Here is a 26,120-nt window from a genome sequence, read left to right on the forward strand (position 1 = left end):
CATGACGGTCGGCCAGGTCCGGTCAGCCGGCCCTCGCCCGCATCCGATCCCGCAACGCGCTTGCACCACGCCTTCCCTGTCCGGGTGACGACTTACGGAGCATGGCATGCGGTATCGGGTCCTTGGGCCGCTCGGGCTGTGGCGCGGCGGCGAGCAGATCCCACTCGCCCCGGCGAAGTGGCGGATGCTGCTGGCGGTGCTGCTGTGCGACGCCAACCAGGTGGTCTCCACTGACAGGCTGGTCGCGGAACTGTGGGGCACCCGGCCCCCGCAAAGCGTGAGCAAGCTCCTGCAAGGCTATGTCTCTCGGGTGCGGCGCGCGCTGGGCGACGAGTCAGGCCGGCTGCTGGTCACTCACGTACACGGTTACCGGGCCCATGGCTACCGGCTGGTCGTCGGACCGGACGAGGTCGACGCGCACAGGTTCGTCGAACTGATCAAGCGGGGCGGGCAGGGACTCGACCGGGGTTCGGCCGAGACTGCCGCTGCCCGGCTCGGCGAAGCGATGGACCTGTGGCGCGGCAGCCCCTTCGCGGACGTGCCGCCGACGCCGGCCGTAGAGGCCGAGACAACGCGCCTGGCGGCATGCCACACACAAGCGCGGGAACTGCTCATCGAAGCGCGGCTGAGGCTCGGCCGCCATGAGGCGGTGCTGGACGAGCTCGAGGCGCTGGTGGCCGAGCATCCACTCCGGGAGGGCCTGCGGGGTCAGTTGATGCTGGCGCTGTACCGAGGCAATCGGCAGGCCGAGGCGCTGGCCGCCTATCGGGACCTGCGTAACCATCTGGCCGAGGAACTGGGAATCGAGCCGGGCCCGCCGCTACAGGAGCTCCATCAGCAGATCCTCACCGCCGACACCTCACTGCTCCTTGAACCCGAGCCTCCCGCCGACCGCCCGGAGATCACGGTACGGATGCCGTCCGTGGTGCCGAGGGAGCTTCCCCACATCAGCACCGCCTTCGTCGGCCGCACCAGCGAAAGCTCAGTGCTGCACAGGCTGCTGGAGCGCAGTGGCGAGGGGCAGGTGACGATCGCCGCGATCGACGGCACCAGCGGGGTAGGCAAGTCGGCCCTGGCCATCCACACCGCCCACCAGGTCGCCGACCGGTTCCCGGACGGCCAGTTCTACGTCGATCTGCACGGATCCACCGCCGGGCTGACGCCCCTGGAACCGGCTGAGGTGCTCGAGCGCTTCCTCAACACACTCGGGATTCCGGATGTCGCCGTACCAGCCGGCACCGACGAGGCAGCGGCCAAATTCCGTTCACTGGTCGCCGACCGCCGCATGCTGGTGGTGCTCGACAATGCCGCCGGTGTGGAGCAGGTACGCCCCCTGCTGCCCGCCGGGCCGGGCTGCGCCGTACTGATCACCAGCCGGGAGATGCTCACCACCCTGGAGGGCGCCACCCACCTCCACCTCGGCGTGATGTTTCACGACCAGGCGACAGCCCTGCTGGAGCGGCTCGTCGGTCCGGAGCGGGTCGCGGCCGCCCCCGAGGCGGCGGACGCGATCATCCGGATGTGCGGCGGTCTTCCTCTCGCCCTGCGGCTCGTCGGGGCCCGGCTGGCAGCCCGCCCCAGTTGGTCCCTGGGCGCCTTCGTCCAGCGGCTGACCGACGCCCAGAGCCGCCTCGACGAGATCCGCGTCGGCGATGTATCGGTACGCGCGAGCTTCCATGCGAGCTACGACGCCCTCTGCCAGAGCGGGAACTCCGTCGACCAGGCCGCCGCACGGGCCTTCCGTCTCTTAGGGGTGGTACCGGGGTCGAGCATGAGCCTGCCGGCCGCGGCCGCGCTGCTCGGCGTGGAGAAGTGGGCGGCCGAGGACGCACTCGAGCGGCTGGTGGATGCGCATCTGCTGTACAGCCCTGCCCCTTCCCGCTATCAGATGCACGACCTGCTGCGCCTCTTCGCGCGCGAGCAGGTGCGTGCCGAGGAACCGGCGAGGGAGCGCGAACGGGCCTTCGAGCGCATACTGCGCTTCTATCTCGCCACGGCACAGCAGGCCGTGGCATTCCTCGACGTTCCGCCGCAGCCGACCCGGCCCGCGGATGACCCCTCGTACGCCGACGGCGCCACCACGCCCGCCGGCCGGGCGAAGACGATCAGAAGCGGCCGTGAGGCCGAATCATGGCTGGAAACCGAGCGCGCGAACCTGATGGCCGCCATCACCCACGCCGCCACGCAATCCGACACCACGGCGCGCCTTGCGGTGCGGCTGACGCGGCCGCTGCAGTGGTACCTCTACCCGCACGCCCGTGCCCGGGAGTTGCGGACGCTGGCCGAGCTGGCCATCCACACCGCTCGGCGCCTGGGAGACCGGGAGAGCGAGGCGTGGGGCCTGGACCACCTGTCCGCGGTGTACTGGCTGCACGGTCGGTACGACGAGATGCGGAAGTGCCTCGAGTCTGCGCTCGCCATCTGGAGCGAGATCGGCCACCGCGACGGAGAGCTGCGTTCTCTGTGCAACCTCGCGGACGCGCTGGCCGAACGGGAGCTGTACGAGGAGGCCGTCGCCGTGCAGACGCGGCAGCTCACTCTCGCCCGCGAGGCAGGCGACCGCCTGGCCCTGGTGACCTGCCTGGGCAGCCTCGGGCGTGCGTACCGCGGCCTGGGGCGCGCCGAAGACGCCCTGGCGTGCTTGGAGGAGAGCTTCGAGCACGCGCGGGAAACCAGCGACGCGGTCCTGCAGGGTTTCGCGCTCCGCGAGATCAGCCTGGTCTGCATCGACCAGGGCAGGATCCAGGAGGCACAGGAGTACCTCGGGCGCGCCGGCGCCGTTGTCGGAGACAGCCCCACGGCGTACGTGAGTTGGCGCGGGCACGCGTGGAGCGCGTTCTTCCCCGCCTGCCTGAGCCCGCTGATCGAGCCGGAAACCCTGAACGCGCCACCTTGACGATCTCTCAGGTAGCCTGGGGGCGCAGTGAGTTCGGTCCACCGGTTCTACCGCCGCTATACCGGTCGTACGCACAGTGGTAACACCGTTGCCGGCCGCGAAACCCCCGGGAGGTCCCACCGCGCGCTTCGGTTCGGGAACTTCCGGCAGGCCCCGCCCTCCTCTACGGTCAGGCGCGGCTCACCTCGAAATCAACATTCCAGGACTGGGCAGGCCTTTATGGAAGTCATTCCGGAATCGGACGAGCAAATCCTCCGGATCACCCGGATGGTCGATCCCCCCGGCCTTCGACTGGAGGGGGAACTCGACGCGACGCGGCACAGCGACGTCACCGAGGCGCTGTCCTCACTGGTGGCCGAGAGCAGTGAAGTGCGGCTCGACCTGGCCAGGTTGAGCTTCATCGACCTCGGCGCTCTCAGTGTGCTGACGGGCTTCGTGGTACGCCGCGACAACGGAGTGCGGCTCGTCCTGGACAATCTGTCGCCCGATGTGGAAAACCTCATCGAGACAGTGGGTTGGGAACGTCTGCCCGGGCTCGTCCAGGGGCGGAAGGGGATGTCATGACGACCGGGGCACATGCGGACCTGCCCGTGGAAGACGGCCAGAAGAAGCAGTATGCGCTCGAGCACCAGGCGCTTCTGTACCGCGGCGAGCCGGAGTTCCTCGCTGCCGCCCTTCCACACCTGCGCGCGGGCGTCGACGCCGGCGATGCCACGTTCGCGGTCGCACCCGGCAGGGAGGCCGAGGTACTGCGCGACTCGCTCGGACAGGACGCCTCCGCCGTACAGTTCATGGAGCCGTCGGAGCTCTACAAGAACCCCGTCCGGGCCATGGCCGCCTTCACCGCCGTCGCCAAGACGCTCGGCCCACGCCCGGCATGGGTGCTGATAGCGGACGACTGGTCGACGAAACCGGATGTGGCCGAGTGGTTGCGCTACGACTCGATCGTCAACCTGGCCTTCGCCGGCATGGAATTCCGGGGATTCTGCTGTTACAACGCCGAGAACCTGTCGCCTGAGGCCATCGCGATGGTGCGGCAGACCCACCCGAAGATCTACGAGGGCGGGGCACTGCGAGAAAACCCGGACTACCGGGACCCCGAGTCCTTCGTCGCCGGCATCGACCGGCAGCCCATGCCGCCCTCCCCGCACTCCGCCGCCTCGATGCAGATCCGGCCCACCGACCTGCACGCCGTGCGGGCCTTCGTCGCCGAGCAGGCGAAGCGCTGCGGGGTGGCAGGCGACGCGCTGCACAACCTGCTCGTCGCCGTGACCGAGGTGGCCACCAACGCCATCCGCCACGGCAGCTCGCCGGTGACGCTGCGCGCATGGCCCGACGACGGGCTGATCTGCGAGATCACCGACTCCGGCCACTGGCAGCCCGAGGAGTTGCTCACTTGGGCACCGCCGGAATCCGCCCTGGAAGCCGGATTCGGACTCTGGGGAGTCGGAATGCTGTGCGACATCGTGCGCGTCCGGACCGGGGCGGTGGGTACCACCGTACGCCTGAGGACCTGCGCCTGACGGACGTGTATACGTTGTCCGGACACCGTGCCGCGCACCGTCCCCGCGATGGCGCGCGGCAGTCACGTTGACGACGGCAAGGGCCCTCTGACCGGCATCACTGCGTGTCAGAGGGCCTACGGCCACCCCTAGAAGAAGCAGAGCCCTTCGGGGAGTAGCTGACCAGCAGGTTCTTCGTCTCATGGTGGTACGTCATACGTTCGTGGCATCGGGGGACGTGGGGGGCCGACTCCGCGGATCAGATCGGCGGCCTTCTCCGCGATCAAGATCGTCGGTGCGTTGGTGTTGCCGCGGACGACCGTCGGCATACAGAGGCGTCGACCACCCGGAGTCCGGTCACCTCGTGCACCCGCAACTCGGGGTCAACCACTGGCCCAATGGCGCATGTTCCCGCGGGTGGTAAAGCGTCTGCAGGTCGTGCTGCGCGAAGTCCAGGAGGTCGGCGTCGCTGTCGGAGTGCGGCACGCGGTAGTCGGGCCGGCGGTGCGCCCCACACACCCTCCACCCGGGCGGCCCTCGTTGCCGACGAGGGCCGTCAGAGTGGGTCGAGGCGGGCCTTGAGCAGGCAAAACTCGTTGCCTTCGGGATCGGCGAGGACGTGCCAGGGCTCCTCGCCGGTCTGGCCGATGTCGGCCGGACGCGCCCCGAGCTTCAGGAGGCGCTCGAGCTCGGCGTCCTGATCGCGGTCGGTGGCGTTGACGTCGATGTGCAGCCGGGCTTTGCCGCTCTCCGGCTCGTCCCTGCGGCTGAGGATGATCGTCGGCTGCGGGCCGCCGAACCCTTCGCGCGGCCCAATCTCGATGCAGCCCTCCTCGCGATCGAGCACGATGAAGTCCAGGACCTCACACCAGAACCGCGCCAGCACCTCGGGGTCGCGGCAACCGAGCACCAGCTCACTGATACGGCATGCCATTGACGAAACCTACTCTCAGCGTGGGAACTGCCGGGGTGGCCGCGGGCGGATCTCATGGGCTCCCTGCAGTGAGGACACCCTCGCGACCGTACCGGGTGGGGCGAGCAGGGGCGAGGAGATTTCAGTCCCTCGCCTGGCCGGGCCGCCAGGCGAGGGCCGTAGGTTGCGCAGTAGGGCAGCTGACTTTGAGACACGCCCTAACTGACGGGCTGCGGACGGCGCCTGCCGGGCACCGGCCGGACTGTGTCTGTGGGACGGCTCTGCTCTCGCAGCTGCTGGTTCTCGACCTCAAGGACGTGGACGACACGCGCGAACTGTTTCGCTGCTTCTCGCAGCTTGCGCCGCTCCTCCTGAAGCTCGCGAGTCGGGGTCGTCGATGGCTTCCAACTCGACACTTGCGGCGGCGGCCAGGTACTGGGTGGTGGCGATCCGCTCGACCATCGGCTCCAGGCGCCCGGCGCGAGAGGTCGACCACGCGGAGAGGGCGGAGTTGACCACACCGATGGCGCGTGCTGCTGCAGCTGGTCGGGATGGATCCACCGTGGGGCGCGGACCTCCCGGCGGGGCAGAGCATCCAGGTTCTCTCCCGCTGCTACGCCAAGTTCCTCGCCGAGGCGCGTCATCACGCGAACCGTCTCATCGAGGACTCCGTGCGGCGGGGGGACGAGCGCGAGGACGCTGCAGAGGGCGCGTTAGCCCGGGCTTGGCCCGGAAATGCCCCGGAACAGCTGGTCAGAGGTGGGACATGGGCGAAATGAATCGGGAGTAAGGCCGAATTTCGCTTCGCGGCCTCGGGTGACCCTGATAGGGGCGCCTGCCGGGCATCTGCCCTGGTCAGGCGCCCTTATCCTGCGTCTAGAAGAAGCCCAGCTTCTTCGGCGAGTACGACACCAGGAGGTTCTTCGTCTGCTGGTAGTGATCCAGCATCATCTTGTGGGTCTCCCGCCCGATGCCGGACTGCTTGTAGCCGCCGAAGGCCGCGTGCGCCGGATAGGCGTGGTAGCAGTTGGTCCACACACGGCCCGCCTGGATGGTCCGGCCGGCGCGGTAAGCGGTGCTGATGTCGCGGGTCCACACCCCGGCACCCAGGCCGTACAGCGTGTCGTTGGCGATCTCCATCGCGTCGGAGAAGTCGGCGAAGGAGGTCACCGACACCACCGGGCCGAAGATCTCCTCCTGGAAGACCCGCATGTGGTTGCCGCCCTCGAAGATCGTCGGCTGGACGTAGTAGCCGCCTGCCAGCTCGCCGCCGTGCTCGAGGCGCTGCCCGCCGGTGAGGACCTTGGCGCCCTCCTGCTGGCCGATGTCCAGATACGAAAGGATCTTCTGCAGCTGGTCGTTGGAGGCCTGGGCGCCGATCATCGTGTCGGTGTCCAGCGGGTGGCCCGGCACGATCGTCTCGGTACGGGCCACGGCCGCCTCCAGGAACTCCTGGTAGTGGCCCTGCTGGATGAGCGCACGCGAAGGACAGGTGCACACCTCGCCCTGGTTGAGGGCGAACATCGTGAACCCTTCGAGGGCCTTGTCGCGGAACTCGTCGTCCGCCGCCGACACGTCGTCGAAGAAGATGTTCGGGCTCTTGCCGCCGAGTTCGAGCGTGACCGGCTTGATGTTCTCGCTGGCGTACTGCATGATCAGCCGCCCGGTCGTGGTCTCCCCGGTGAAGGCCACCTTCGCCACCCGCGGGCTGGACGCCAGCGGCTTCCCGGCCTCCACTCCGAAGCCGTTGACGATGTTGACCACGCCAGGCGGCAGCAGATCCGCCACCAGCTTCATCCAGACGTGGATCGAGGCCGGGGTCTGCTCGGCCGGCTTGAGGACCACGGCGTTGCCCGTTGCCAGGGCCGGGGCCAGCTTCCAGGTGGCCATCAGGATCGGGAAGTTCCACGGGATGATCTGGGCGACCACGCCCAGCGGCTCGTGGAAGTGGTAGGCGACCGTGTCGTCGTCGATCTCGCTGAGGCTGCCCTCCTGGGCGCGCAGCGCGCCCGCGAAGTAGCGGAAGTGGTCGATGGCGAGCGGGATGTCCGCGGCCAGCGTCTCGCGAACCGGCTTCCCGTTCTCCCAGCTCTCGGCGACCGCGAGCTCCTCGAGGTGCGCCTCCATCCGGTCGGCGATCTTCAGCAGGATGCCGGCCCGCTCGGCCGGGGCGGTACGCCCCCAGGCGGGCGCGGCGGCGTGCGCCGCGTCCAGGGCCGCCTCGACATCGGCCTCAGTTCCCCGGGCGACCTCGGTGAACGGTCGGCCGTTCACCGGGCTCGGGTTCTCGAAGTACCCGCCCAGCGCGGGCCTGACGTACTCCCCGCCGATCCAGTGGTCGTAGCGGGACTCATAGGAGACGATCGCGCCGTCGGTTCCGGGCGCGGAGTAACGGGTCATCTCGGTGGCCTCCACGGAACATCGCCGCCCCCCGTTGGGCGGCGTCCGGTGGGACGCTAATGACCGTGACGTTGCAACCACGTTGCGCCTTCAGGCCGGCACGACGCCCGGCCGGACTGCCGGTCACCCCAGCTCCGCGTCGAGTGCCCGCAGCCGGGCGCGTACCAACGGCGTGCGTACGGAGCCGAGCGGCAGAGCCGCCGCGAGCGCCGTCCACGCCTCCAGGTCGTCCTCGCCCCACGGGCTGCCGGTCCACGCGGCCAGCAGATCCGGATCCCGGCGGGCGATCAGGGCCGCCCGCAACTGGTCCTCGACGTGCCGCCGAAGCCGGACCACGGCCGGTGCCTGCGAAGTGGGCAGCAGCGGACCGCCGTACGCGGCGAGCGCTTCGGCGCACGCCCCTGAGCCCAGCCGCCGCCGCACAATATCGACATCCGTCTCGACGGGCACCGTCAGCCGGTACGGGCGCGAGCACAGCACATCCGGGCCCAGCAGGCGGCGCAGCCGCGACAGTTCGGCCCGCAGCGTCACGGGCGTCGTCGACTCCTCCTCGTACAGGGCGAGCAGCAGCTGCTCGCCGCTCAGCCCCTCGGGATGGCAGGCCAGTACCAGCACGATCTCGCTGTGCCGACGGCTGAGCCGCAGCGGCCGGCCGTCACGCACCAGCAGCGCCTCGTCGCGGCCGAGCGCGGTCAGCTTCAGGGTCCGGCCGGCCGGCGGCGGCGCGAGCAGAGCGAGCTGGGACTCGGCGGCGCGGGCGACTGCCTGCACGAACGCGAGACTGTGCGGGTGCGCCAGCCGGTCGCCGCCGGTGATGTCGACCGCGCCGAGCAGCCGACCGGTCCGCGGGTCGTGCACGGGCGCGGCCGCGCACGTCCACGCATGGACCGGACGGCTGAAGTGCTCGGCGGCGAAGACCTGCACGGGCCGGTCGACGGCCACCGCCGTGCCCGGCGCGTTGGTGCCGACCGCGGTCTCGGCCCAGCGGGCGCCGGGCACGAAGTTCATCCGGTCCGCCCGCCGCCGAGCCGCCGCATGGCCTTCCACCCACAACAGCCGGCCCTGCGTGTCACAGACGGCCAGCAGATGCTCGCCGTCCATGGCGAAGGTGCCCATCAGCTCGCGGAACAGCGGCATCAACGGGGCCAGGGGATGGTCGGCGCGGTACGTGCCCAGGTCCCCGTCGGTGAGTTCGACGCGGGCGGTGGTGTCCGGACTGACATGGGCGCGCACTGAGCGGCGCCAGGAGTCGGCGACCACGGATCGTACGGACCGTACGGGCCTCTCGGCGGTACCGGCCGTGGTGAAGGCGTCATGGGCACGGCGAATGGCGTCGACCCGCTCGGTTGGGTCGGCGCCCGGTTCCAGGGCAATCCATGGATTCATGTCGTCGTCCCCGCAGATCCGGTCGGTTCGGACAATCGGCTCGGGACATTCGGATGGAAAGTCACCGCGGCTGAGTACATCGTGGCCCGCGGCACGGGGTACGACAACAGCCCGTTGTCCACGGAACGAGCCGCTCCGGAAGGGATCGTTGGACAATGGATCGTTCGACGACCGGGCGTCCGCCGACGGGCCCTGCCGTGCGAGACCGGACCGGGAGAGGTTGATGACCGAGCAACTGGAGCCGATGCCCACCGACTGGGAGCGCTGTCTGGCGATCGTCGCCCACCCCGACGACCTGGAGTACGGCGCGGCCGCGGCCATCGCCACCTGGGTCGACCGCGGCGCCGAGGTGCGCTACCTGCTGGTCACGCGCGGTGAGGCGGGCATCGACGGCCTGGAGCCGGCGAAGTGCGGTCCGCTGCGCGAGCAGGAGCAGCGGGCCGGCGCCGCGGCCGTCGGGGTGACCTCGGTGGACTTCCTCGACCACCGCGACGGTGTCATCGAGTACGGCACAGCGCTGCGCCGCGACCTGGCCGCAGCAATCCGCAGGCACCGGCCCGAACTGGTTCTGACCCTCAACCATCGCGACACGTGGGGCGGCACCTTCTGGAACACCCCGGACCACCGCGCGGTGGGCCGGGCCGCCTTGGACGCCGCCGCCGACGCTGGAAACCGCTGGATCTTCCCCGAACCGATCGAGGAGCACGGCCTGGAGCCGTGGGACGGGGTGCGCTGGGTGGCCGTCGCAGCCTCGCCGGAGCCGACTCATGCGGCGGATGTGACGGCGGGCCTCGACCGTGGCGTGCAGTCCCTGCTGGCCCACCGCAGCTATATCGCAGCGCTCACGGACGAGGACCCGGAGACCTACTGCCGTAGGTTCCTGACGGCCAACGCCGAGGCCGCGGCGGCCCGCTTCGGGGGCCGGCTCTCCGTTGCGTTCGAGGTCTTCCCCCGGCAGTAAGGTCCGCGTCCAGCGGGCCGGCCCGCCAGGCGTCGTGGTCCGTGGCCGTGAGGCCGGGCAGCAGGCGGCCCATGGCCGCGAGTTGCAGGGCAAGCAGGGCGGCGGCCGCGCCCCAGAAGACGGCTGCGGGGTCGCCATGCGCGGCGCGGGCCCGGGTGAGGACGGGCACGGCCTCGCGGACAGGCAGCACCAGGGCCCGCACGGTCAGCTGGTGTACGTCGGCGGCCTTCGGCACGGCCACGGTCAGTTCCTCGACGGAGCCGCAGGGCCGGAGCGGGGAGGCCGGGGTGCCAGAAGGCGACCCCGCCGCGCAACGGGAGAGTTCAAAGACCTGGGAGGGTGTTGCCGCAGGGAGCGGGGTCACGGGGCCCAAACTCCTCAAATTTGACCAGTGGAGCCGGAGTGGCCGGGCGTACCCCAACATTGCGGCTTGCCGGAAACAGTGCGTGCATGAGGACCGTCACGGCGGCTGCGGGGCGACACTGGTGGTGGGACGCGCCGAGCGTGCCGAGGAACGGCGCGCGCGCGTGTCCGTTCACCGGGTGACTGCGGCGGTCGCCGCCGCGAAGGAGGTGTCGGAGATGTCGAACAGGGCCAAGGTCGCCATCGGGGGAGTGGTGGTCGGAATCCTGCTGCTGTCGCTGCTGCCGACCTGGGCAGCCCTGCTGGTCATGGTCGGTGTGCCGGTGGCCGCTTATCTGCTGCTGGACCCCTCGCAGCGGCGCAGGCTCCGCGGGGTGAGCCGCAAGCAACTGGGGCGCTGAAACGGGTCCGGGTGTCGCGGCCGGAACCGGCCCGCGAAGCCGACCGACTGATGGCTGCGGACGCCGACTTGCGGATTCTGGCTTCCCGCGACGGGTCTCCCGCTAGGGTCGGAGGTGATCAACGGTGGCAGATAATGTAGAGACGACGTGAGGGAAAGTGGGGGAACTTATGGGCGGAACGGTCATGGCAGTGAACCGCAGCCAGGAGCACCGGTTCAGCAAGTCCGGACAGCCCAGCATCCGTCTGCTGGCGGGGCTAGGAGTCGAGGGCGACGCGCACTTGGGCGAAACGGTTCAGCACCGCTCCCGCGTGGCGCAGGACCCGACCCAGCCGAACCTGCGCCAGGTGCACCTCATCGATGCGCAGCTGTTCACCGAGGTGGCCGCCGCGGGCTTCACCGTCCGGCCGGGACAGCTCGGTGAGAACGTCACCACGAGCGGCCTCGACCTGCTGGCGCTCCCGGCCGGCACGCTGCTGCGCCTCGGCGACGAGGCCGTGGTGGAGGTGACCGGCCTGCGTAATCCCTGTCTCCAGATCGACTTCTTCCAGGACGGCTTGCTCAGACAGGTGGTGGGGCGCGACGAGGACGGCAACCTCATCCGTAAGACGGGCATCATGGGCATCGTGGTGGCGGGCGGAGAGGTGCGGCCCGGTGACGCGATCGGCGTCGAGCTCCCGGAGGGACCGCACCTTCCGCTTGAGCGCGTCTAGCCGACGGGCGTCCACCGGCCGCGTCCGTGTGGAAGTTGACCACATCAGCGCTCGCCGGCCTGCGCAGCGCACGATCCGCCAGGCGTGCTCCCGCGCCACGCCGATGCACTGCACGCTGTGCGCGGGCCTGAGGTCAGGCAGGCCGTACCGCCAGCTCGTCGAGGGCCTTGAGGAGCTCCGGCAACTCCGGCCCGCGGCCGACTGGAAGGACCTCGCCCGGTTCGTCGTCAAGGAGCACGAACGCGATGTCGTCCGTACGCGCCACAAGGCTCCAGCCCGGCCCGTCCACGCGCAGCGTCCTGGCGCCGCCCGAGGCGTAGGCCGAGCGGATACGGCCGGGCGGCGGGGGCGTGTCGATATAGGCGCGCGCCTCCTCGAGCACTCTGCGCACCGCGCTGTTCGGCCGCTCGCCCGGCTCGACGAACTCCACCTCGCCGTCGACCTGCTCCCGCCACATGGCCCACTGCAAGGCGATCTCGTCCGCGCCGAGCCTGCGCTGCGCCGGTCCCCACTGCTCGGAGTCCGGCGGCGCGAGCGGTGACCGGTCCGCATCGCCGAACTCCGGGTCGGGCGCGGGATCGTGGGGTGCGGGGACGCCCGGCGCCGCGACAGCCACCGCCAGCGGCCAGCCGGGCAGGGCAAGCACCACGCTGCGCTCGTCCGGGGACAGGTCGTACTCCATGCCGCAGTCCCAGGCCGCGATGGCACAGGCGACGAGCGACACGTCGTCGATGATCACCGTCCACCGGGCGCCTTCACCGTCCTGGCCGAGCACCAGGCCGTACCCGTGGTCGTACGGTTCGATGCCGAGCGCGGAACAGGCCTCGGGGTAGTCGTCGCCGAGCACGCTCGGGAACTGCGCGGGCGTAAGCAGCACCGCGGTCAGCACGAACAGCGCGTCGTCGCTGTCCTGGGCGTCGTCCGTCGCGGACACCGTCGGTTATCCCTTCGCTCGGTGGTGCGCGAACCCTAACCACTGGGTAACCCTGCCGTCGAGAGGTTGACGCGACCAGCCCGACCTGCACCTACCCGGAATCGGTCGGTCAGCGCAAGCCCAACGGCCCGGGGTGCCTTCCCCAGCCACTGCCTGCCCGCTCCCCAGTGCGCCGGGACCTCGGGCGGGGATGCCATGAAAACGGTCAAGTGCTCGTGAACCGTGTAGAGTTGGACAAGCTGGCGGACAAATGGGGTGAGGTCGGCGTGAAGCGCTACGACTGGCTCAAGGAGATCCTGCGGCTCGATCCGGAGAAGGACTTCCTGAGGATCTACCGCATCATGGTGACGTACGAATTCCCCTGGGATGTGACGCGCGCGCTGGAACTGGCCCTCTACCGCACCTACGCGGTGCCGAGCATCGGAGGGCTGCTCGCCGAGACCGCCGAGCTGACCGGCCGTTCGCAGAAGCGGTACGACGACACGGCCCTGCTCCTCGACGCGGTCCTGGAGCACGGTTTCGACAGCGAGGACGGCCGTACGGCCATCCGCCGCATCAACCGGATGCACCGCAGCTACGACATCAGCAACGACGACATGCGCTACGTCCTGTGCACGTTCGTGGTGGTGCCGAAGCGGTGGCTGGACGCGTACGGCTGGCGCCGCCTCTGTGACCATGAGCTGCGCGCCACGGCGGCGTACTACCGCACCCTCGGCAAACGCATGGGCATCAAGGAACTGCCGCACACCTACGAGGACTTCGAACGCTGTCTGGATGCCTACGAGCGGGAGCACTTCGGCTGGGACGAGGGGGCGCGCAGGGTCTCCGACGCGACCCTCGATCTGATGGCGTCCTGGTACCCGCGCCCCCTCGCACCGCTGGTCCGCGGCGCGAGTATGGCGCTCCTCGACGACTCTCTGCTGTGGGCCTTCCGCTACGAGCCGCCGAAGCCCGTCACCAAGACCCTGGTGCGGGGTGCGCTACGGCTTCGGGCGAGGGCCGTCCGGCTGCTCCCGCCGCGCCGCACACCGCACTACGCCCGCCAGAACCCGCAGATCAAGGGCTACCCGAACGGCTTCCGTATCGCCGAGCTCGGCACCTTCCCAGGGCCGGGCAGCCCCGGTTGCCCCGTCGCGCGGGTGGAGGGGGCTCAGGAGCCGGGCTGACGGACCGCGATCGCCAGGTAGCGCGTGTCCTCGTCGGTGTACGAGGCCAACTGCCAGCCGGCGGTCGCCAGCAGGGGGCGCAGGTTCGGCTCTGCGCGCAGGTCGTCGGGGGTGATCTGATGCCCCTTGCGGGCGGCGAGCGCGGCCCGCCCCACCGGGTGGAAGAGCGCGAGCAGACCGCCCGGCCGTACCACGCGGGCCAGTTCCCGCAGTCCCGCCGCGGGCTCCGGCAGGTGCGTCACCAGACCGGCCGCGAACACCGCGTCCAGCGAGGCGTCCCGCAGCGGCAGCCGGGCGACGTCGGCGACGGCCAGCCGTGCGATGTGGTCCCGCCCGGCGCGGACCGCGGTGCACAGCATTTCCGGGGTCAGATCGACGCCCAGCACCGTGCCGTCCTGGCCCACCGCCGCACGCAGCGCGGGCAGCGCCCGGCCGGTGCCACAGCCGGCGTCGAGAACGCAGTCACCCGCGCGCAGGCCGAGCTCCGCCACTGCCGCCTGGTAGGCCGGGCCATCGTCAGGGAAGCGGGTATCCCAGTCGTCGGCGCGGGCCGCGAAGAACTCCCGCACATCAGCGTGGTCGTAGTCCATGGTTCCATCATCCCCTCCCCGGTGGCCACCGGGGATCCTGGCGGTGCGCCATCTACGGCGGTACGCGGGGATCTCTCTGCCGAGACGAGAGCCGGTCGGCGGCCGACCTCGCCAATGACGCCGGCCGGCCCCTTGGGATGGTGCGGGTTCTCCTCAGCGAACTGCTGGAACTGGAATACGTCCGCGTCAGTGGGCCCGCCCCGCTGGCACGGCTGACCGACGTGAACATCCTGAGAGAGGTGATTGATGGACTCCGTGCGCTCTGACGCCGCTGAGCCTGCCCTTGCCCTGAAGATTCTGGTGGCAGGGGGTTCGGGGTGGGCAAGACCACCCATGTCGGCTCGGTCAGCGAGGTCCGGCCGCTGTGTACCGAGGAACTGCTCAGCGAGGCCGGGTAGTCGGTCGACGACACGGCAGGCGTCGACCGGAAGATCAGCACCACCGTGGCCATGGACTTCGGGCGCATCACCATCAGGGCCGGCCTGTCGCTCTACCTCTTCGGCACACCCGGGCAGGATCGTTTCTGGTTTCTTGGGGACGAGTTGGCGACCGGCGCGCTGGGCGCCGTGGTTCTCGCGGACACCCGCAGGCTGGAGGACTGCTTTCCGGCGGTCGACTACTTCGAGCGCCGGTCCGTACCCTTCGTGGTGGCGGTCAACTGCTTCCCCGATTCCCGGTCGTATGGCGCGCACGAGGTGTCGCGCGCCTTGGATCTCGACCGCGGCACACCGGTAGTGCTGTGCAACGCGCGGGACACCGCGATTCGGGGAAGGAGGTTCTGATCCGGCTGGTCGAGTACGCAGGGCGGTTCCACTCTGCTGCGACTGCTCGACTCGGTGAGCTGAGCTCCCGGCGGCAGGGCGGGTTGCCGAGACGGCCCAGGTGATGGAGGCTGGCACGGCAGGTGAGGGGACATGCCGAAACGGGGAGGCTGCGCATGGCACTTGACAAGGGGCTCGACTGGCTGCTCGATGACCTGACGAAGCGGGTCGAGTACGTGTCGCATGCGCTGGTGCTGTCGAACGACGGACTGGTGACAGCGTCCAGCGCGGGGCTCGCCCGGGAGGACGGCGAGCATCTGGCCGCGGTCGCGTCGGGACTGCATAGTCTCGCCAAGGGATCGGGGCGCCACTTCAGGGCTGGGCGGGTACGCCAGACGATGATCGAGTTTGAGGACGCGGTGCTGTTTGTGACGGCGGCGGGCGACGGGAGTTGCCTGTGCGTGCTCAGCACCGGGGACGCCGACATCGGCCAGGTCGCCTACGAGATGACACTGCTGGTCAACCGGGTCGGTGAACATCTCGGTGTCGCCGCCCGGGAACGCGGCGGGAGCGTGGCCGAGCTCTGACCAGAGCCGCCGACTCCAGAGTTATCCACAGGGGGAGCGGAAGATCGGCCTTCCCCGCTACGGTCATCACCGAGAGTGATCGGATCGCAGCGGGGGAGGACCGTCATGGCGGTGAAGGAACGGCGCGCGACGCAGGGTGCGGAGGAGACGCTCGCCTTCGGCAGGGCGGCGGACGAGCTGGACCTGAAGCCACGCGAGTTGGAGACCGCGGTGCTACTGGAAGAGGTACGCACCGTGGCCGTCGCCGGGACCGGGCGACGGCGGGTGCCGCGGGCGGAAGTGGAGCGGCTTCGGGCGGCCGACGGCTTTCCCGATGCGCTGCGTGACCGGCTCCGGCTGGTCGGCACGGCGGAGGGAGCCGAGCTGATGGGGATCGGGCCCGGGCGGTTCACCCGTCTCGCCAGGGTCGGCTGCTTCAGCCCCGTCAAGTTCTACGTCAATCGCTACCGCGCGGTCGTATGGCTGTACACGGCAGCGGAGTTGCGGAGATTCGCTGAGAAGGAGCCGCAGCTGCTGTCCGGTAGTACGCCTCAGCGGCTGCGAGCCATGCTCGATGCCGGGGAGGACTGGCGGGCCCGCAACTGGCGCAGCCGCCGTATCGGGCAGCTCGTCCGGCAGACGGACGATCCATGGGAGCGGGCCGCGGTATCGGCCGCGGTGCTGGGTGGGGATGAGCTCGCCGACGTCGTCGAGGATCCCTATGAGCGAGCCTACTTGCGCAGACTGCGGCCCGCGCTGGTTCCCGTGCGTGCCGACGCCGGCCCATCCTGGAGCGTGGTCGAGGGGCTGCTCACGGCCGACGACCCGGATGAGATTCTCTGGCAGCGCCTCAGCCTGATCCTCGCCCTGGACGCGGCCCGCTCGGTACGGCAGGCGCCGCGGCCCGGTTCACCGGCGTCCATGCCGGACCTCGGCCCGGAGCCCGCGCCGGCACCGGAAGCCCGCCCGAGGGAGGGGCAGGAGCATACGGCGCCGAGGCCGCGGCCGCGCGGACTGAGAAAGTGGCTGCAGGGCCGTGGACAATGAAAGCCCGTCAGCTGCCCAGCTGTTGCGAGCAGTTCCCCTTGCGCCGGGCTGACACGTCTGCGGTCGTCATACCGGTCTGAACAGCCCCTCCTGCATGACAGAGACCAGAAGCCGGCCCTCGCGGTCGTAGATCTGACCGCGGGCGAGGCCCCTGGCCCCGGTGGCGGTGGGCGACTCCTGCTCGTACAGGAACCACTGGTCGGCTCGGAACGGCCGGTGGAACCACATGGCGTGGTCGAGGGAGGCGATGTCGAAACCGCGCGAGCCCCACAGCGGTTCGATCGGAACGCGCACCGCGTCCAGCAGCATCATGTCGCTGGCGTAGGTGACCGCGCAGGTGTGGACGAGCGGGTCGTCGCCGAGCGGACCCACCGCCCTCATCCATACGGCACTTCGAGGCTCGGCGCCTTCGAGCTCTTCCTTGGTCCAGCGCAGCCGCTCCACATAACGGATGTCGAAAGGCTGCCGACGTGCCATCCGCTCAAGGGACTCGGGCAGGACGCCGAGGTGTTCACGGATCTCGTCAGCCAGGTTCGGCAGCTCCTCCGGCCCGGGGACCTCGGGCATGGGCAGTTGCTGTTCGAAGCCTGGCTCCGGCTGATGAAAGGAGGCGGTCAAGTTGAAGATGGTGCGGCCCTGCTGCACGGCCACCACCCTGCGCGTGGTGAAGGAGCGCCCGTCACGTACGCGCTCTACCAGGTACACGATCGGCACGCCCGGCCGGCCCGGCCGCAGAAAGTACGCGTGCAGGGAGTGCACCGGTCGGTCCCCGTCCGTGGTCCGCCCGGCCGCCACCAGCGCTTGCCCGGCGACCTGGCCGCCGAACACCCGCTGCAGCGACTCATCGGGGCTGCGGCCGCGGAAGATGTTCTGCTCGATCTGTTCCAGATCGAGCAGATCAACCAGTCGGTCGGCCGGGTTTGTCATCGTCGCTGCTCCTTCTTCGGTCGCGTCGCGTGGACTACAGCTGGCCCACGTCCGTGACCCGGATGACCGCGCGGCCTTCCGCGTCGGAGGCGGCCAGGTCCACCTCGGCGCTGATACCCCAGTCATGGTCGCCGTTCGGGTCGGCAAAGGTCTGCCGGACCTTCCACAGGCCGTTTTCGGGCTGCTCCTCGATCTGCAGCAGCTTCGGTCCGCGTGCGTCCGGGCCGGTGCCCAGGTCGTCGTACTCGTCCCAGTACGCGTCCATCGCCTCGGCCCAGGCGTCCTCGTCCCAGCCGGACTCGGCGTCCATCTCGCCCAGCTCCTCGACCTTGTCGAGGGCCGCCAGCTCCACCCGGCGGAACATCGCGTTGCGCACCAGCACCCGGAAGGCACGGGGGTTGGCCGTGACCGGCTTGACCTGGTCGGCGCGGTCCTGTGCCTCCTCCGCGGACTCCTCCTCCGGATTGGCCAGCTGCTCCCACTCGTCCAGGAGGCTGGAGTCGACCTGCCGGACCATCTCCCCGAGCCAGGCGACCAGATCCTGGAAGTCGTCGGACTTCAGATCGTCCGGGACGGTGTGCTCCAGGGCCTTGTAGGCGCCGGCCAGATAGCGCAGCACAATGCCCTCGGTGCGGGCGAGGTCGTAGAAGGAGATGAATTCGGAGAAGGTCATGGCCCGCTCGTACATGTCGCGGACGACCGACTTCGGCGAGAGCGGGTGGTCGCCCACCCACGGATGGCTCTTGCGGTAGACGCCGTACGCGTGGGACAGCAGTTCCTCCAGCGGCTGGGGGTACGACACGTCCTGCAGCCGCTCCATCCGCTCCTCGTACTCCACGCCCTCGGCCTTCATCGCGGCGACGGCCTCGCCGCGTGCCTTGTTCTGCTGGGCGGCGAGAATCTGGCGCGGGTCGTCGAGCGTGGATTCCACGACCGACACCATGTCCAGGGCGTAGGACGGCGACTCGGGGTCCAGCAGTTCGAAGGCCGCGAGCGCGAAGGTCGACAGCGGCTGGTTGAGGGCGAAGTCCTGCTGCAGGTCCACCGTCAGCCGTACGATCCGGCCCTCGGCATCCGGCTCCTCAAGCCGTTCGACGACCCCGCCGTCCAGCAGGGAGCGGTAGATCGCGATGGCCCGGCGGATGTGGCGCAGCTGGGAGCGCCGGTCCTCGTGGTTGTCCTCCAGCAGCCGGCGCATCGCGTCGAAGGCGTTGCCGGGCCGGGCGATCACGGACAGCAGCATCGCGTGTGTCACACGGAAGCGGGAGGTCAGCGGCTCGGGTTCGGAGGCGATCAGCTTCTCGAAGGTGTTCTGGCCCCAGTTGACGAAGCCCTCCGGGGCCTTCTTGCGGACCACCTTGCGGCGCTTCTTCGGGTCGTCGCCCGCCTTCGCCAAGGCCTTCTCGTTCTCGATGACGTGCTCGGGCGCCTGGGCGACGACGAAACCGGCGGTGTCGAAGCCCGCGCGGCCGGCGCGCCCCGCGATCTGGTGGAACTCCCGGGCCCTGAGGGTACGCACGCGGCTGCCGTCGTACTTCGTCAGCGCGGTGAACAGCACAGTGCGGATGGGCACGTTGACGCCGACGCCGAGCGTGTCCGTGCCGCAGATGACCTTCAGCAGCCCGGCCTGCGCCAGTCGCTCCACCAGCCGTCGGTACTTCGGCAGCATCCCGGCGTGGTGAACACCAATGCCATGCCGGACAAAACGCGACAAGTTGCGGCCGAACTTGGTGGTGAACCGGAAGTTCCCGATCAGTGCGGCGATCTCGTCCTTCTCCTCGCGCGTGCACATGTTGATGCTCATCAGCGCCTGCGCCCGCTCCACCGCCGCCGCCTGTGTGAAGTGCACGATATAGACCGGCGCCTGGTGGGTCTCCAGCAGCTCGGTGAGCGTCTCGGTGAGCGGCGTCGTGCGGTACTCGTACGACAGCGGTACGGGCCGGGTCGCGGACCGTACGACGGCGGTGGGCCGGCCGGTGCGGCGGGTGAGGTCCTTCTCGAACCGGGAGACGTCGCCGAGCGTCGCCGACATCAGAATGAACTGCGCCTGAGGCAGTTCCAGCAGGGGGATCTGCCACGCCCAGCCACGGTCCGGCTCGGCGTAGAAGTGGAACTCGTCCATCACCACCTGGCCGATGTCCGCGTCCTTGCCATCCCGCAGCGCGATGGAGGCCAGCACCTCGGCGGTACAGCAGATCACGGGCGCGTCCGGGTTGACCGACGCGTCGCCGGTCAGCATGCCGACGTTCTCGGTGCCGAAGAGCTTGCACAGGTCGAAGAACTTCTCCGACACCAGCGCCTTGATCGGCGCGGTGTAGAAGGTCACCTGGTCGTTGGCCAGCGCGGTGAAGTGAGCACCGGCCGCAACCATGCTCTTACCCGAGCCCGTGGGTGTGGACAGGATGACGTTCGCCCCCGAGACCACCTCGATCAGCGCTTCCTCTTGGGCGGGGTAGAGCGAGATGCCCCGCCCTTCGGCCCACGTCGAGAACGCTTCGAAGAGGGCATCGGGATCGGCGTTGTCCGGCAGATGATCGATAAGGGTCGTCACGCCCTCCATACTGCCTGCCCGCGGGCCGCAGAAGGGAACCGGCCGACAGATCGAAGATCGTCTGACGATACGCTGTGGCGCCAGCGGGGTCAGCACAACAGCAAAGGGGTGGGGAACGACCATGATGGGACCGGCGCATTCGCTGTCGGGAGCCGCGGCCTGGCTGGGGGTGGGTGCGGCAGCCGCCGCGACCGACCACCCGATGCCGTGGCCGGTGCTTGTCGCCGGCGGCTTCATCTGCGCGGGAGCGGCGCTCGCCCCGGACCTCGACCACAAGGCAGCGACGATATCGCGGGCATTCGGTCCCGTCTCCCGGACCTTGTGCGAGGTCATCGACAAGATCTCGCACGCCGTCTACAAGGCCACGAAGACGCCGGGCGACGCACGCCGCTCGGGCGGTCACCGCACACTCACCCACACCTGGCTGTGGGCGGTACTGATCGGTGTCGGATCGGCCGCGCTGGCGATGATCGGTGGCCGCTGGGCCGTGCTGGGCATCCTCTTCGTCCACATGGTGCTCGCCGTCGAGGGCCTGCTGTGGCGCGCGGCGCGGGTGTCCAGCGACATCCTGGTGTGGCTGCTCGGCGCCACCAGCGCCTGGATCCTCGCGGATGTGCTGAACAAACCGGGGGGCGGTTCCGACTGGCTGTTCTCGGCGCCCGGTCAGGAATACCTCTGGCTGGCCCTGCCCATTGTTCTCGGGGCCCTGGTGCACGACATCGGCGACGCCATCACCATCTCCGGCTGCCCGATCCTGTGGCCGATACCCGTCGGCCGCAAGCGCTGGTACCCGGTCGGCCCGCCCAAGGCCATGCGCTTCCGGGCCGGCAGCTGGGTCGAACTGAAGGTCCTCATGCCCGTCTTCATGCTGCTGGGAGGAATGAGCGGCCTCGGAGCGCTCGGGGTGCTCTGACCGCGGGCGCGTCAGCCGTGCCAGGAGCGCCACAGCGCCGCATACGCACCGTCCGCCGCGACCAGCGCGTCATGGCTGCCGAGTTCCCTGATCCGCCCGTCCTCGACGACGGCGATCACGTCCGCGTCATGCGCGGTGTGCAACCGGTGCGCGATCGCCACGACCGTGCGACCGTCCAGCAGACGCGCCAGCGACCGCTCCAGGTGCCGTGCCGCCCGCGGATCCAGCAGCGACGTGGCCTCGTCCAGCACGAGCGTGTGCGGATCCGCCAGGACCAGCCGGGCCAGAGCGACCTGCTGCGCCTGCGCCGGGGTGAGCGCCAGCCGGCCCGAGCCGACCTCCGTGTCCAGGCCGTCCTCCAGCGCCTGCGCCCAGCTGTCCGCGTCCACCGCGTCCAGCGCCGCCCACAGTTCGGCGTCCGAGGCGCCGGTACGTGCCAGCAGCAGGTTGTCCCGCAGGGTGCCCACAAAGACGTGGTGCTCCTGGTTGACCAGCGCGACATGCTCGCGCACCCGCTCGGCGGGCATCCGGGCCAGCTGGGCACCGCCAAGAGTGACCTCGCCCGCCCGCGGTGCGTAGATGCCGGCCAGCAGTCGGCCCAGCGTGGACTTCCCCGCGCCGGAGGGTCCGACCAGTGCCAGTCGCGTCCCCGGCCGGACCGTCAGCGACACCTCGTGCAGCACATCACTGCCCGCGCGGTAGCCGAAGCGGACCTGCTTCGCCCGGACCTCGCGGCCGTCGGGACCGATGCGCTGGTCCGTATCGACCGACTCGATCTCCCGGACCCCCACCAGCCGGGCGATGGACACTTGGGCCACCTGCAGCTCGTCGTACCAGCGCAGGATCAATCCGATCGGTTCCACGAGCATCTGCGCCAGCAGCGCACCCGCCGTCAGCTCCCCGACCGTGATCCACCCCCGCAGCACGCACCCGCCCCCGATCATCAGCACCGAGCCGAGGATCAGCACATACGAGACGTTGATCACCGGGAAGAGCACGGAGCGCAGCCACAGGGTGTAGCGCTCCCACGCGGTCCACTCCCGGATCCGCTGCTCGGACAGGGCCACCCGGCGCGGGCCGAGCCGGTGCGCCTCGATGGTCCGCCCGGCGTCCACGGTCTCGGTGAGCGCCGCGGCCACCGCCGCGTAGCCGGCGGCCTCGGACCGATAGGCGCCGGGTGCCCGACGGTAGTACCAGCGGCAGCCGATGAGCAGGACCGGCACCGCGACGAGGACGGCGAGAGCCAGCGGCGGTGCGGTGACCCCCAGCGCACCGAGCAGCAGTGCGGTCCACACCACGCCGATCGCCAGCTGCGGCACCGCCTGGCGCATGGCATCGGACAGCCGGTCGATGTCGGTGGTGATGCGGGACAGCAGATCACCGGTGCCGGCCCGTTCCAGGACGCCCGGGGGCAGGGCCACGGACCGCACAAGGAAGTCCTCGCGGAGGTCCGCCAGCATCTGCTCGCCGAGCATCGCGCCGCGCAGCCGTACCAACCGCTGGAACGCTGTCTGTACGGCGAGCGCCGCCGCGAAGAGTGCGATCGTGCGTGCCAAGTGGAGATCGCGACTGCCCTTCGCCAGCTCTTCCACCAGACCGCCCAGCAGACAGGGGCCGACCGTAGAGGCGACCACCGCAACCGCGTTCACGGTCAGCAGCAGTGCGAAGGCGCGGCGATGCCGCCGCAGCAGCTCCTTCACATAACGGCGTACGGTCGCGGGCGAACCGACCGGCAGGGTCGTCGCCGTCTCCGGTGCCGCGGGGTCGTGCACCGGGGGTGCCACGCCAATCATGCCGACTCCTCGATCTGCGCCAGCTCCGCCTGCTCTGCCCTTTCTGCCGTTCCGGCCGTCTGCCCGGCCTGGGCGCGCGGCCCATCGCATGCCGCCTGTTCCGCCGGTCCGGGCTGCGTGCGCAGTTCGTCGTCCGTCTCGCGGGTGACGACAGCCCGGTATGCGGGGTGGGTGCGCAGCAGTTCGTGGTGGGGGCCGACCGCGGCGACTTTGCCCTCCGGCAGGAACACCACTTGGTCGGCCCGGTCCAGCAACAGCGGACTCGACGTGAACACCACCGTGGTACGGCCCGCGCGGACGCCCCGCAGCCCGTCCGCGATCCGGACCTCGGTGTGCGAGTCGACGGCGCTCGTCGGTTCGTCCAGGACGAGCACATCCGGGTCGGCGACCAGCGAGCGGGCCAGGGCCAGCCGCTGTCGCTGACCGCCGGACAGTGACCGCCCGCGCTCGGTGATCCGGCTTCGCATAGGGTCGCCGGAGTCGTCCACGGACGACGGCGTGAGCGCCGCCAGAACATCCGCGCACTGCGCGGCGGCGAGCGCCTGCACCGCCCCGACGGCCCCGGATGCGGGTACGTCGAGGAGTTCGGCGAGCGTCCCGGACAGCAGCACCGGGTCCTTGTCCTGGACGAGTACGGCGGCCCGGGCCCGTTCCAGCGGCAGTTCGTCGAGCGCCACCCCGCCGAGCAGAACCGACGGTTCGGGCCCGTCCTCCGCCTCTCGCGGCGGGTGCCCGCCGAGCCGGTCGGCGAGCCGCCCCGCCGCGTCCGGGTCACCGCACGCCACCGCGGTGAACTGTCCGGCAGGAGCGAGCAGCCCGCTGACCGGGTCGTACAGATCGCCCTTGAGCGGCACCTGGACTTCTCGGTCAGCGCATGTGTCCGCCGTGCGCCGCAGCGACAGCACACCTGCGGCTCGCTTCGCCGACGGCCGGGAGAAGGAGTAGGCCATCGCGATCTCCTCGAAGTGACGCAACGGGAACAGCAGGAACGTCACCGCGCCGTAGACCGTGACCAGTTGCCCGACGGCGATCCGGCCGGCGTGGGCGAGAGCCGCTCCGTACCAGACGACCGCGATCAGCAGCAGGCCCGGCAGCGCCACCTGCACCGCGCCGATCAGGGCCCACATCCGGGCACTGCGCACCGCGGCTCTGCGCACCTCCTGGGAGGCGCGCCGGTAGCGGCCGAGGAACAGTTCCTCGCCGCCGATGCCGCGCAGCACCCGCAGACCCGCCACGGTGTCCGACGCGAGCTCGGTCGCCCGGCCCGCCTTCTCACGCTGTTCGTCGGCCCGCCGGGTGGCGGGCGGCAGTAGCGGGAGGACGGCGAGCGCCAGGACGGGTACGGCGACAGCGACGACCAGTCCCAGGGCCGGCTGGTAGACAACCAGGGCGACGCACACGGCCAGGGTGGTGAGGGCGGCCGCGGCGAAGCGGGAGAGGGCTTCCACGAACCAGCCGATCTTCTCCACGTCTCCGGTCGACACCGCCGTGATCTCGCCCGCGGCCACGCGGCGGGTCAAGGTGGCCCCCATCTCCGCCGTCTTGCGGGCGAGGAGCTGCTGCACGCGCGCCGCCGCGGTGATCCAGTTGGTGATCGCGACACGGTGCAGCATGGTGTCGCCCAGCGCGATGATTGCGCCCAGCAGGACCATCAGCCCGCCGGCGAGAGCCAGTCCGTGGCCGGAGCGGTCCACCACCGCCTGCACGGCCAGACCAACGGCCGCGGGCAGCAGGGCGACGCCCGCCATGTGCAGGGTGCCCCACAACAGGGACTTGACCTGCCCGCCCAGCTGACGTCTGCCGAGCCACAGCAGGAACCGGGAGCCGGACCGTACGTCCGGGACGCCGGGATCGGGATACGGAAGATCGCGAATCTGCATGACGTTCCCAGGCATCGGTCTCGGCGGTGGGAAGTGAAGGTTGGCGCTCCGGTGACATCGCTTTCAATTGAATTTCCGGTGGCGAGACCGCATTCGGACGAAAATCGGCCATGAGGACCGAACTCTCCCGACCACGAGAGTGACGTATGAGCTGGGCGGGGTCTCGTCAGAGGCGGCTGAGCCGGCGGCCGGTCCGCTTCCACGACTGACATACGCCGATGGGAGTATGGGGCGTATGCGCGTATCCGGCATCGTGCGAACAGTGGCCGCCGCGGCGGCAGGCATCGCCCTTCTCGCGGGCTGTGGCGACGGCAGCGCTCCTGCGCGGAAAGGTGCGGGCCACGGGGCGGCGGCACCGAACGCCTCGCCGGCGTCGGGCCTCACCCGCATCCCGGAGGTGGGGGACAGGCTCCAGTCGAAGATTCCGGCCGACTCGCGTCAGGTCGTCGCCGTCTACGGCCAAGGCGTCAACTCCCCGAATGCCAGAGTCGTCCTCTACACCAAGCAGGGCACGACCTGGCGGCGCACGCGCAGCTGGACCGCGCACAACGGCAAGCGCGGCTGGACCACCCACCACCGGGAGGGCGACAAGCGCAGCCCCGTCGGGGTGTTCACCGTTTCCGACGCCGGGGGAGCGCTGCCCGACCCGGGCTCCGGCCTGCCGTACCACCACTCCGCGGCGTTCACGGCGCCGCACTACTGGCCGAAGACGCACTGGCACGACTTCGACTACGTCATCGCCATCGACTACAACCGCGTCACGGGCACGTCCCCGATCGACCCGACGCGGCCCCAGGGGCAGTCGAAGGGCGGTGGCATCTGGCTGCACCTGGACCACGGCAGCGGCACCTCGGCGTGCGTGAGCCTGCCGAAGTCCGGCATGCGCTACCTGCTCCGGGCTCTCGACCCGGCGAAACACCCGGTCGTCGTCATGGGGGACACACCGCACCTCGCCGGGTGAAGCAACCCCGACGGGAGCGCTGTCGGGGATTCTCAGCAGCGCTGACCGTTGCCCACCAGCAGCTCGGACAGCAGGCCGCCGAGCACCGTGCGCTGATCGGCGGTCAGCGGCGCCAGAATGTCCTCGGCGGCGGCGCGGCGCGCCGCACGCAGCGCCCTCAACGTGGCCCGCCCGGCGTCGGTCAGCTCGATCCGCACCACACGGCGGTTCACCGGGTCCGGTACGCGCCGTACGCAGCCGTTCGCCTCCAAAGCGTCCACCAGCGTCGTGACCGCCCGGGGCACCACCTCGAGCCGCTGCGCCAGATCCGCCATCCGCGGAGGTTCGTCGAAGTGGGTCACCGCGCGCAGCAGCCGCGACTGGGCGGGGGTGAGACCCAGCGGCTCGAGATGGCGCCGCTGCGCCCGGTGCAGCCGGCGGGTGAGCCACAGCAGCTGCTCGGCGAGCAGGCCGGACGGATCCGCGGAGGCGGTGTCGGTGGAGGGCATGCCCGAAGA

22 protein-coding genes and 2 pseudogenes are annotated in these 26,120 nt (G+C 70.2%); 13 read left to right on the top strand and 11 right to left on the bottom strand.

Annotated features, from left to right (window positions below):
• The first annotated feature begins 106 nt into the window (after nucleotides 1–106).
• From ACY34J_RS04920 to ACY34J_RS04930, 3 genes are all read left to right on the top strand, one after another.
• Nucleotides 107–2,896, top strand: a complete 2,790-nt coding sequence (locus tag ACY34J_RS04920) for an AfsR/SARP family transcriptional regulator (protein ID WP_462725239.1) — start codon at nucleotides 107–109, stop codon at nucleotides 2,894–2,896.
• 219 nt (nucleotides 2,897–3,115) lie between these two features.
• The gene (locus ACY34J_RS04925; protein WP_462725240.1) at nucleotides 3,116–3,460 is read left to right on the top strand and encodes an STAS domain-containing protein; all 345 of its coding nucleotides are present in this window, start codon (nucleotides 3,116–3,118) and stop codon (nucleotides 3,458–3,460) included.
• Nucleotides 3,457–4,419, top strand: a complete 963-nt coding sequence (locus tag ACY34J_RS04930; protein ID WP_462725241.1) for an anti-sigma factor RsbA family regulatory protein — start codon at nucleotides 3,457–3,459, stop codon at nucleotides 4,417–4,419. The genes ACY34J_RS04925 and ACY34J_RS04930 overlap by 4 nt, the downstream gene beginning before the upstream one ends.
• A gap of 262 nt (nucleotides 4,420–4,681) precedes the next feature.
• Here the strand turns inward: ACY34J_RS04930 and ACY34J_RS04935 are convergent, their stop codons facing one another.
• The 4 genes from ACY34J_RS04935 to ACY34J_RS04950 form a co-directional block, all read right to left on the bottom strand.
• Nucleotides 4,682–4,924 carry a GMC oxidoreductase gene (locus ACY34J_RS04935; protein ID WP_462725242.1) on the bottom strand — a complete coding sequence of 81 codons (243 nt, stop codon included), beginning with the start codon at nucleotides 4,922–4,924 and terminating at the stop codon, nucleotides 4,682–4,684.
• A 30-nt stretch (nucleotides 4,925–4,954) separates the two neighbouring features.
• The gene (locus tag ACY34J_RS04940) at nucleotides 4,955–5,332 is read right to left on the bottom strand and encodes a VOC family protein (protein ID WP_462725243.1); all 378 of its coding nucleotides are present in this window, start codon (nucleotides 5,330–5,332) and stop codon (nucleotides 4,955–4,957) included.
• An 855-nt stretch (nucleotides 5,333–6,187) separates the two neighbouring features.
• The gene (gene adh, locus ACY34J_RS04945; RefSeq protein WP_462725244.1) at nucleotides 6,188–7,711 is read right to left on the bottom strand and encodes an aldehyde dehydrogenase; all 1,524 of its coding nucleotides are present in this window, start codon (nucleotides 7,709–7,711) and stop codon (nucleotides 6,188–6,190) included.
• Nucleotides 7,712–7,834: 123 nt separating this feature from the next.
• Nucleotides 7,835–9,097, bottom strand: coding sequence for a GAF domain-containing protein (locus ACY34J_RS04950; RefSeq protein WP_462725245.1), 1,263 nt, complete (start codon nucleotides 9,095–9,097; stop codon nucleotides 7,835–7,837).
• A gap of 223 nt (nucleotides 9,098–9,320) precedes the next feature.
• On the opposite strand from ACY34J_RS04950, the gene ACY34J_RS04955 reads away from it, so the two are divergent.
• The 3 genes from ACY34J_RS04955 (at nucleotide 9,321) to ACY34J_RS04965 (ending at nucleotide 11,534) form a co-directional block, all read left to right on the top strand.
• A complete protein-coding gene (locus ACY34J_RS04955) occupies nucleotides 9,321–10,058 on the top strand; it encodes a PIG-L deacetylase family protein (RefSeq protein ID WP_462725246.1) in 738 nt (245 codons plus the stop codon).
• Between the two features lie 581 nt (nucleotides 10,059–10,639).
• The gene (locus tag ACY34J_RS04960; protein WP_462725343.1) at nucleotides 10,640–10,822 is read left to right on the top strand and encodes a hypothetical protein; all 183 of its coding nucleotides are present in this window, start codon (nucleotides 10,640–10,642) and stop codon (nucleotides 10,820–10,822) included.
• Nucleotides 10,823–10,991: 169 nt separating this feature from the next.
• Entirely contained in the window at nucleotides 10,992–11,534 is a 543-nt protein-coding gene (locus ACY34J_RS04965; RefSeq protein ID WP_462725247.1) for an MOSC domain-containing protein, read from the top strand.
• A gap of 133 nt (nucleotides 11,535–11,667) precedes the next feature.
• On the opposite strand, the gene ACY34J_RS04970 is transcribed toward ACY34J_RS04965, so the two are convergent.
• Nucleotides 11,668–12,468 carry a hypothetical protein gene (locus tag ACY34J_RS04970; protein WP_462725248.1) on the bottom strand — a complete coding sequence of 267 codons (801 nt, stop codon included), beginning with the start codon at nucleotides 12,466–12,468 and terminating at the stop codon, nucleotides 11,668–11,670.
• A gap of 266 nt (nucleotides 12,469–12,734) precedes the next feature.
• Between ACY34J_RS04970 and ACY34J_RS04975 the strand changes: the two genes are divergently transcribed.
• Nucleotides 12,735–13,634: an oxygenase MpaB family protein gene (locus ACY34J_RS04975; RefSeq protein WP_462725344.1), complete on the top strand. Its 900-nt coding sequence runs from the start codon at nucleotides 12,735–12,737 to the stop codon at nucleotides 13,632–13,634.
• On the opposite strand, the gene ACY34J_RS04980 is transcribed toward ACY34J_RS04975, so the two are convergent.
• Nucleotides 13,619–14,224 carry a class I SAM-dependent methyltransferase gene (locus tag ACY34J_RS04980; protein ID WP_462725249.1) on the bottom strand — a complete coding sequence of 202 codons (606 nt, stop codon included), beginning with the start codon at nucleotides 14,222–14,224 and terminating at the stop codon, nucleotides 13,619–13,621. The two genes, ACY34J_RS04975 and ACY34J_RS04980, sit on opposite strands and share 16 nt — an antisense overlap.
• A gap of 74 nt (nucleotides 14,225–14,298) precedes the next feature.
• On the opposite strand from ACY34J_RS04980, the pseudogene ACY34J_RS04985 reads away from it, so the two are divergent.
• The 4 genes and pseudogenes from ACY34J_RS04985 to ACY34J_RS05000 form a co-directional block, all read left to right on the top strand.
• A pseudogene (locus ACY34J_RS04985) lies at nucleotides 14,299–14,490 on the top strand (DUF742 domain-containing protein); the annotation flags it as partial.
• Nucleotides 14,471–15,069: pseudogene (locus ACY34J_RS04990) on the top strand (GTP-binding protein). The pseudogenes ACY34J_RS04985 and ACY34J_RS04990, both read left to right, overlap by 20 nt.
• 92 nt (nucleotides 15,070–15,161) lie before the next feature.
• Nucleotides 15,162–15,572 (top strand): roadblock/LC7 domain-containing protein, encoded by a 411-nt coding sequence (locus ACY34J_RS04995; RefSeq protein WP_462725250.1) that lies wholly within the window; start codon nucleotides 15,162–15,164, stop codon nucleotides 15,570–15,572.
• A 105-nt stretch (nucleotides 15,573–15,677) separates the two neighbouring features.
• Nucleotides 15,678–16,598, top strand: coding sequence for a DUF6397 family protein (locus ACY34J_RS05000; RefSeq protein WP_462725251.1), 921 nt, complete (start codon nucleotides 15,678–15,680; stop codon nucleotides 16,596–16,598).
• Between the two features lie 66 nt (nucleotides 16,599–16,664).
• On the opposite strand, the gene ACY34J_RS05005 is transcribed toward ACY34J_RS05000, so the two are convergent.
• Nucleotides 16,665–17,525 (bottom strand): acyl-CoA thioesterase, encoded by an 861-nt coding sequence (locus ACY34J_RS05005; protein WP_462725252.1) that lies wholly within the window; start codon nucleotides 17,523–17,525, stop codon nucleotides 16,665–16,667.
• Nucleotides 17,526–17,559: 34 nt separating this feature from the next.
• Complete coding sequence (locus tag ACY34J_RS05010; RefSeq protein ID WP_462725253.1) at nucleotides 17,560–20,085, bottom strand: DEAD/DEAH box helicase; 2,526 nt, start codon at nucleotides 20,083–20,085, stop codon at nucleotides 17,560–17,562.
• 112 nt (nucleotides 20,086–20,197) lie between these two features.
• Between ACY34J_RS05010 and ACY34J_RS05015 the strand changes: the two genes are divergently transcribed.
• Nucleotides 20,198–20,989, top strand: a complete 792-nt coding sequence (locus tag ACY34J_RS05015; protein WP_462725254.1) for a metal-dependent hydrolase — start codon at nucleotides 20,198–20,200, stop codon at nucleotides 20,987–20,989.
• An 11-nt stretch (nucleotides 20,990–21,000) separates the two neighbouring features.
• On the opposite strand, the gene ACY34J_RS05020 is transcribed toward ACY34J_RS05015, so the two are convergent.
• Together ACY34J_RS05020 and ACY34J_RS05025 are read right to left on the bottom strand one after the other, a co-directional pair.
• Nucleotides 21,001–22,782 (bottom strand): ABC transporter ATP-binding protein, encoded by a 1,782-nt coding sequence (locus ACY34J_RS05020; protein ID WP_462725255.1) that lies wholly within the window; start codon nucleotides 22,780–22,782, stop codon nucleotides 21,001–21,003.
• Nucleotides 22,779–24,662, bottom strand: a complete 1,884-nt coding sequence (locus ACY34J_RS05025) for an ABC transporter transmembrane domain-containing protein (RefSeq protein ID WP_462725256.1) — start codon at nucleotides 24,660–24,662, stop codon at nucleotides 22,779–22,781. The genes ACY34J_RS05020 and ACY34J_RS05025 overlap by 4 nt, the downstream gene beginning before the upstream one ends.
• A 235-nt stretch (nucleotides 24,663–24,897) precedes the next feature.
• Here ACY34J_RS05025 and ACY34J_RS05030 point away from each other — a divergent pair, with 235 nt between their 5' ends.
• On the top strand, nucleotides 24,898–25,623 hold the full coding sequence (locus ACY34J_RS05030; protein WP_462725257.1) for a L,D-transpeptidase family protein: 726 nt from the start codon (nucleotides 24,898–24,900) through the stop codon (nucleotides 25,621–25,623).
• Nucleotides 25,624–25,655: 32 nt separating this feature from the next.
• On the opposite strand, the gene ACY34J_RS05035 is transcribed toward ACY34J_RS05030, so the two are convergent.
• Nucleotides 25,656–26,111: a MarR family winged helix-turn-helix transcriptional regulator gene (locus ACY34J_RS05035; RefSeq protein ID WP_462725258.1), complete on the bottom strand. Its 456-nt coding sequence runs from the start codon at nucleotides 26,109–26,111 to the stop codon at nucleotides 25,656–25,658.
• Nucleotides 26,112–26,120 lie beyond the last annotated feature (9 nt).

This window comes from Streptomyces sp. HSS9-12 (assembly GCF_054963655.1).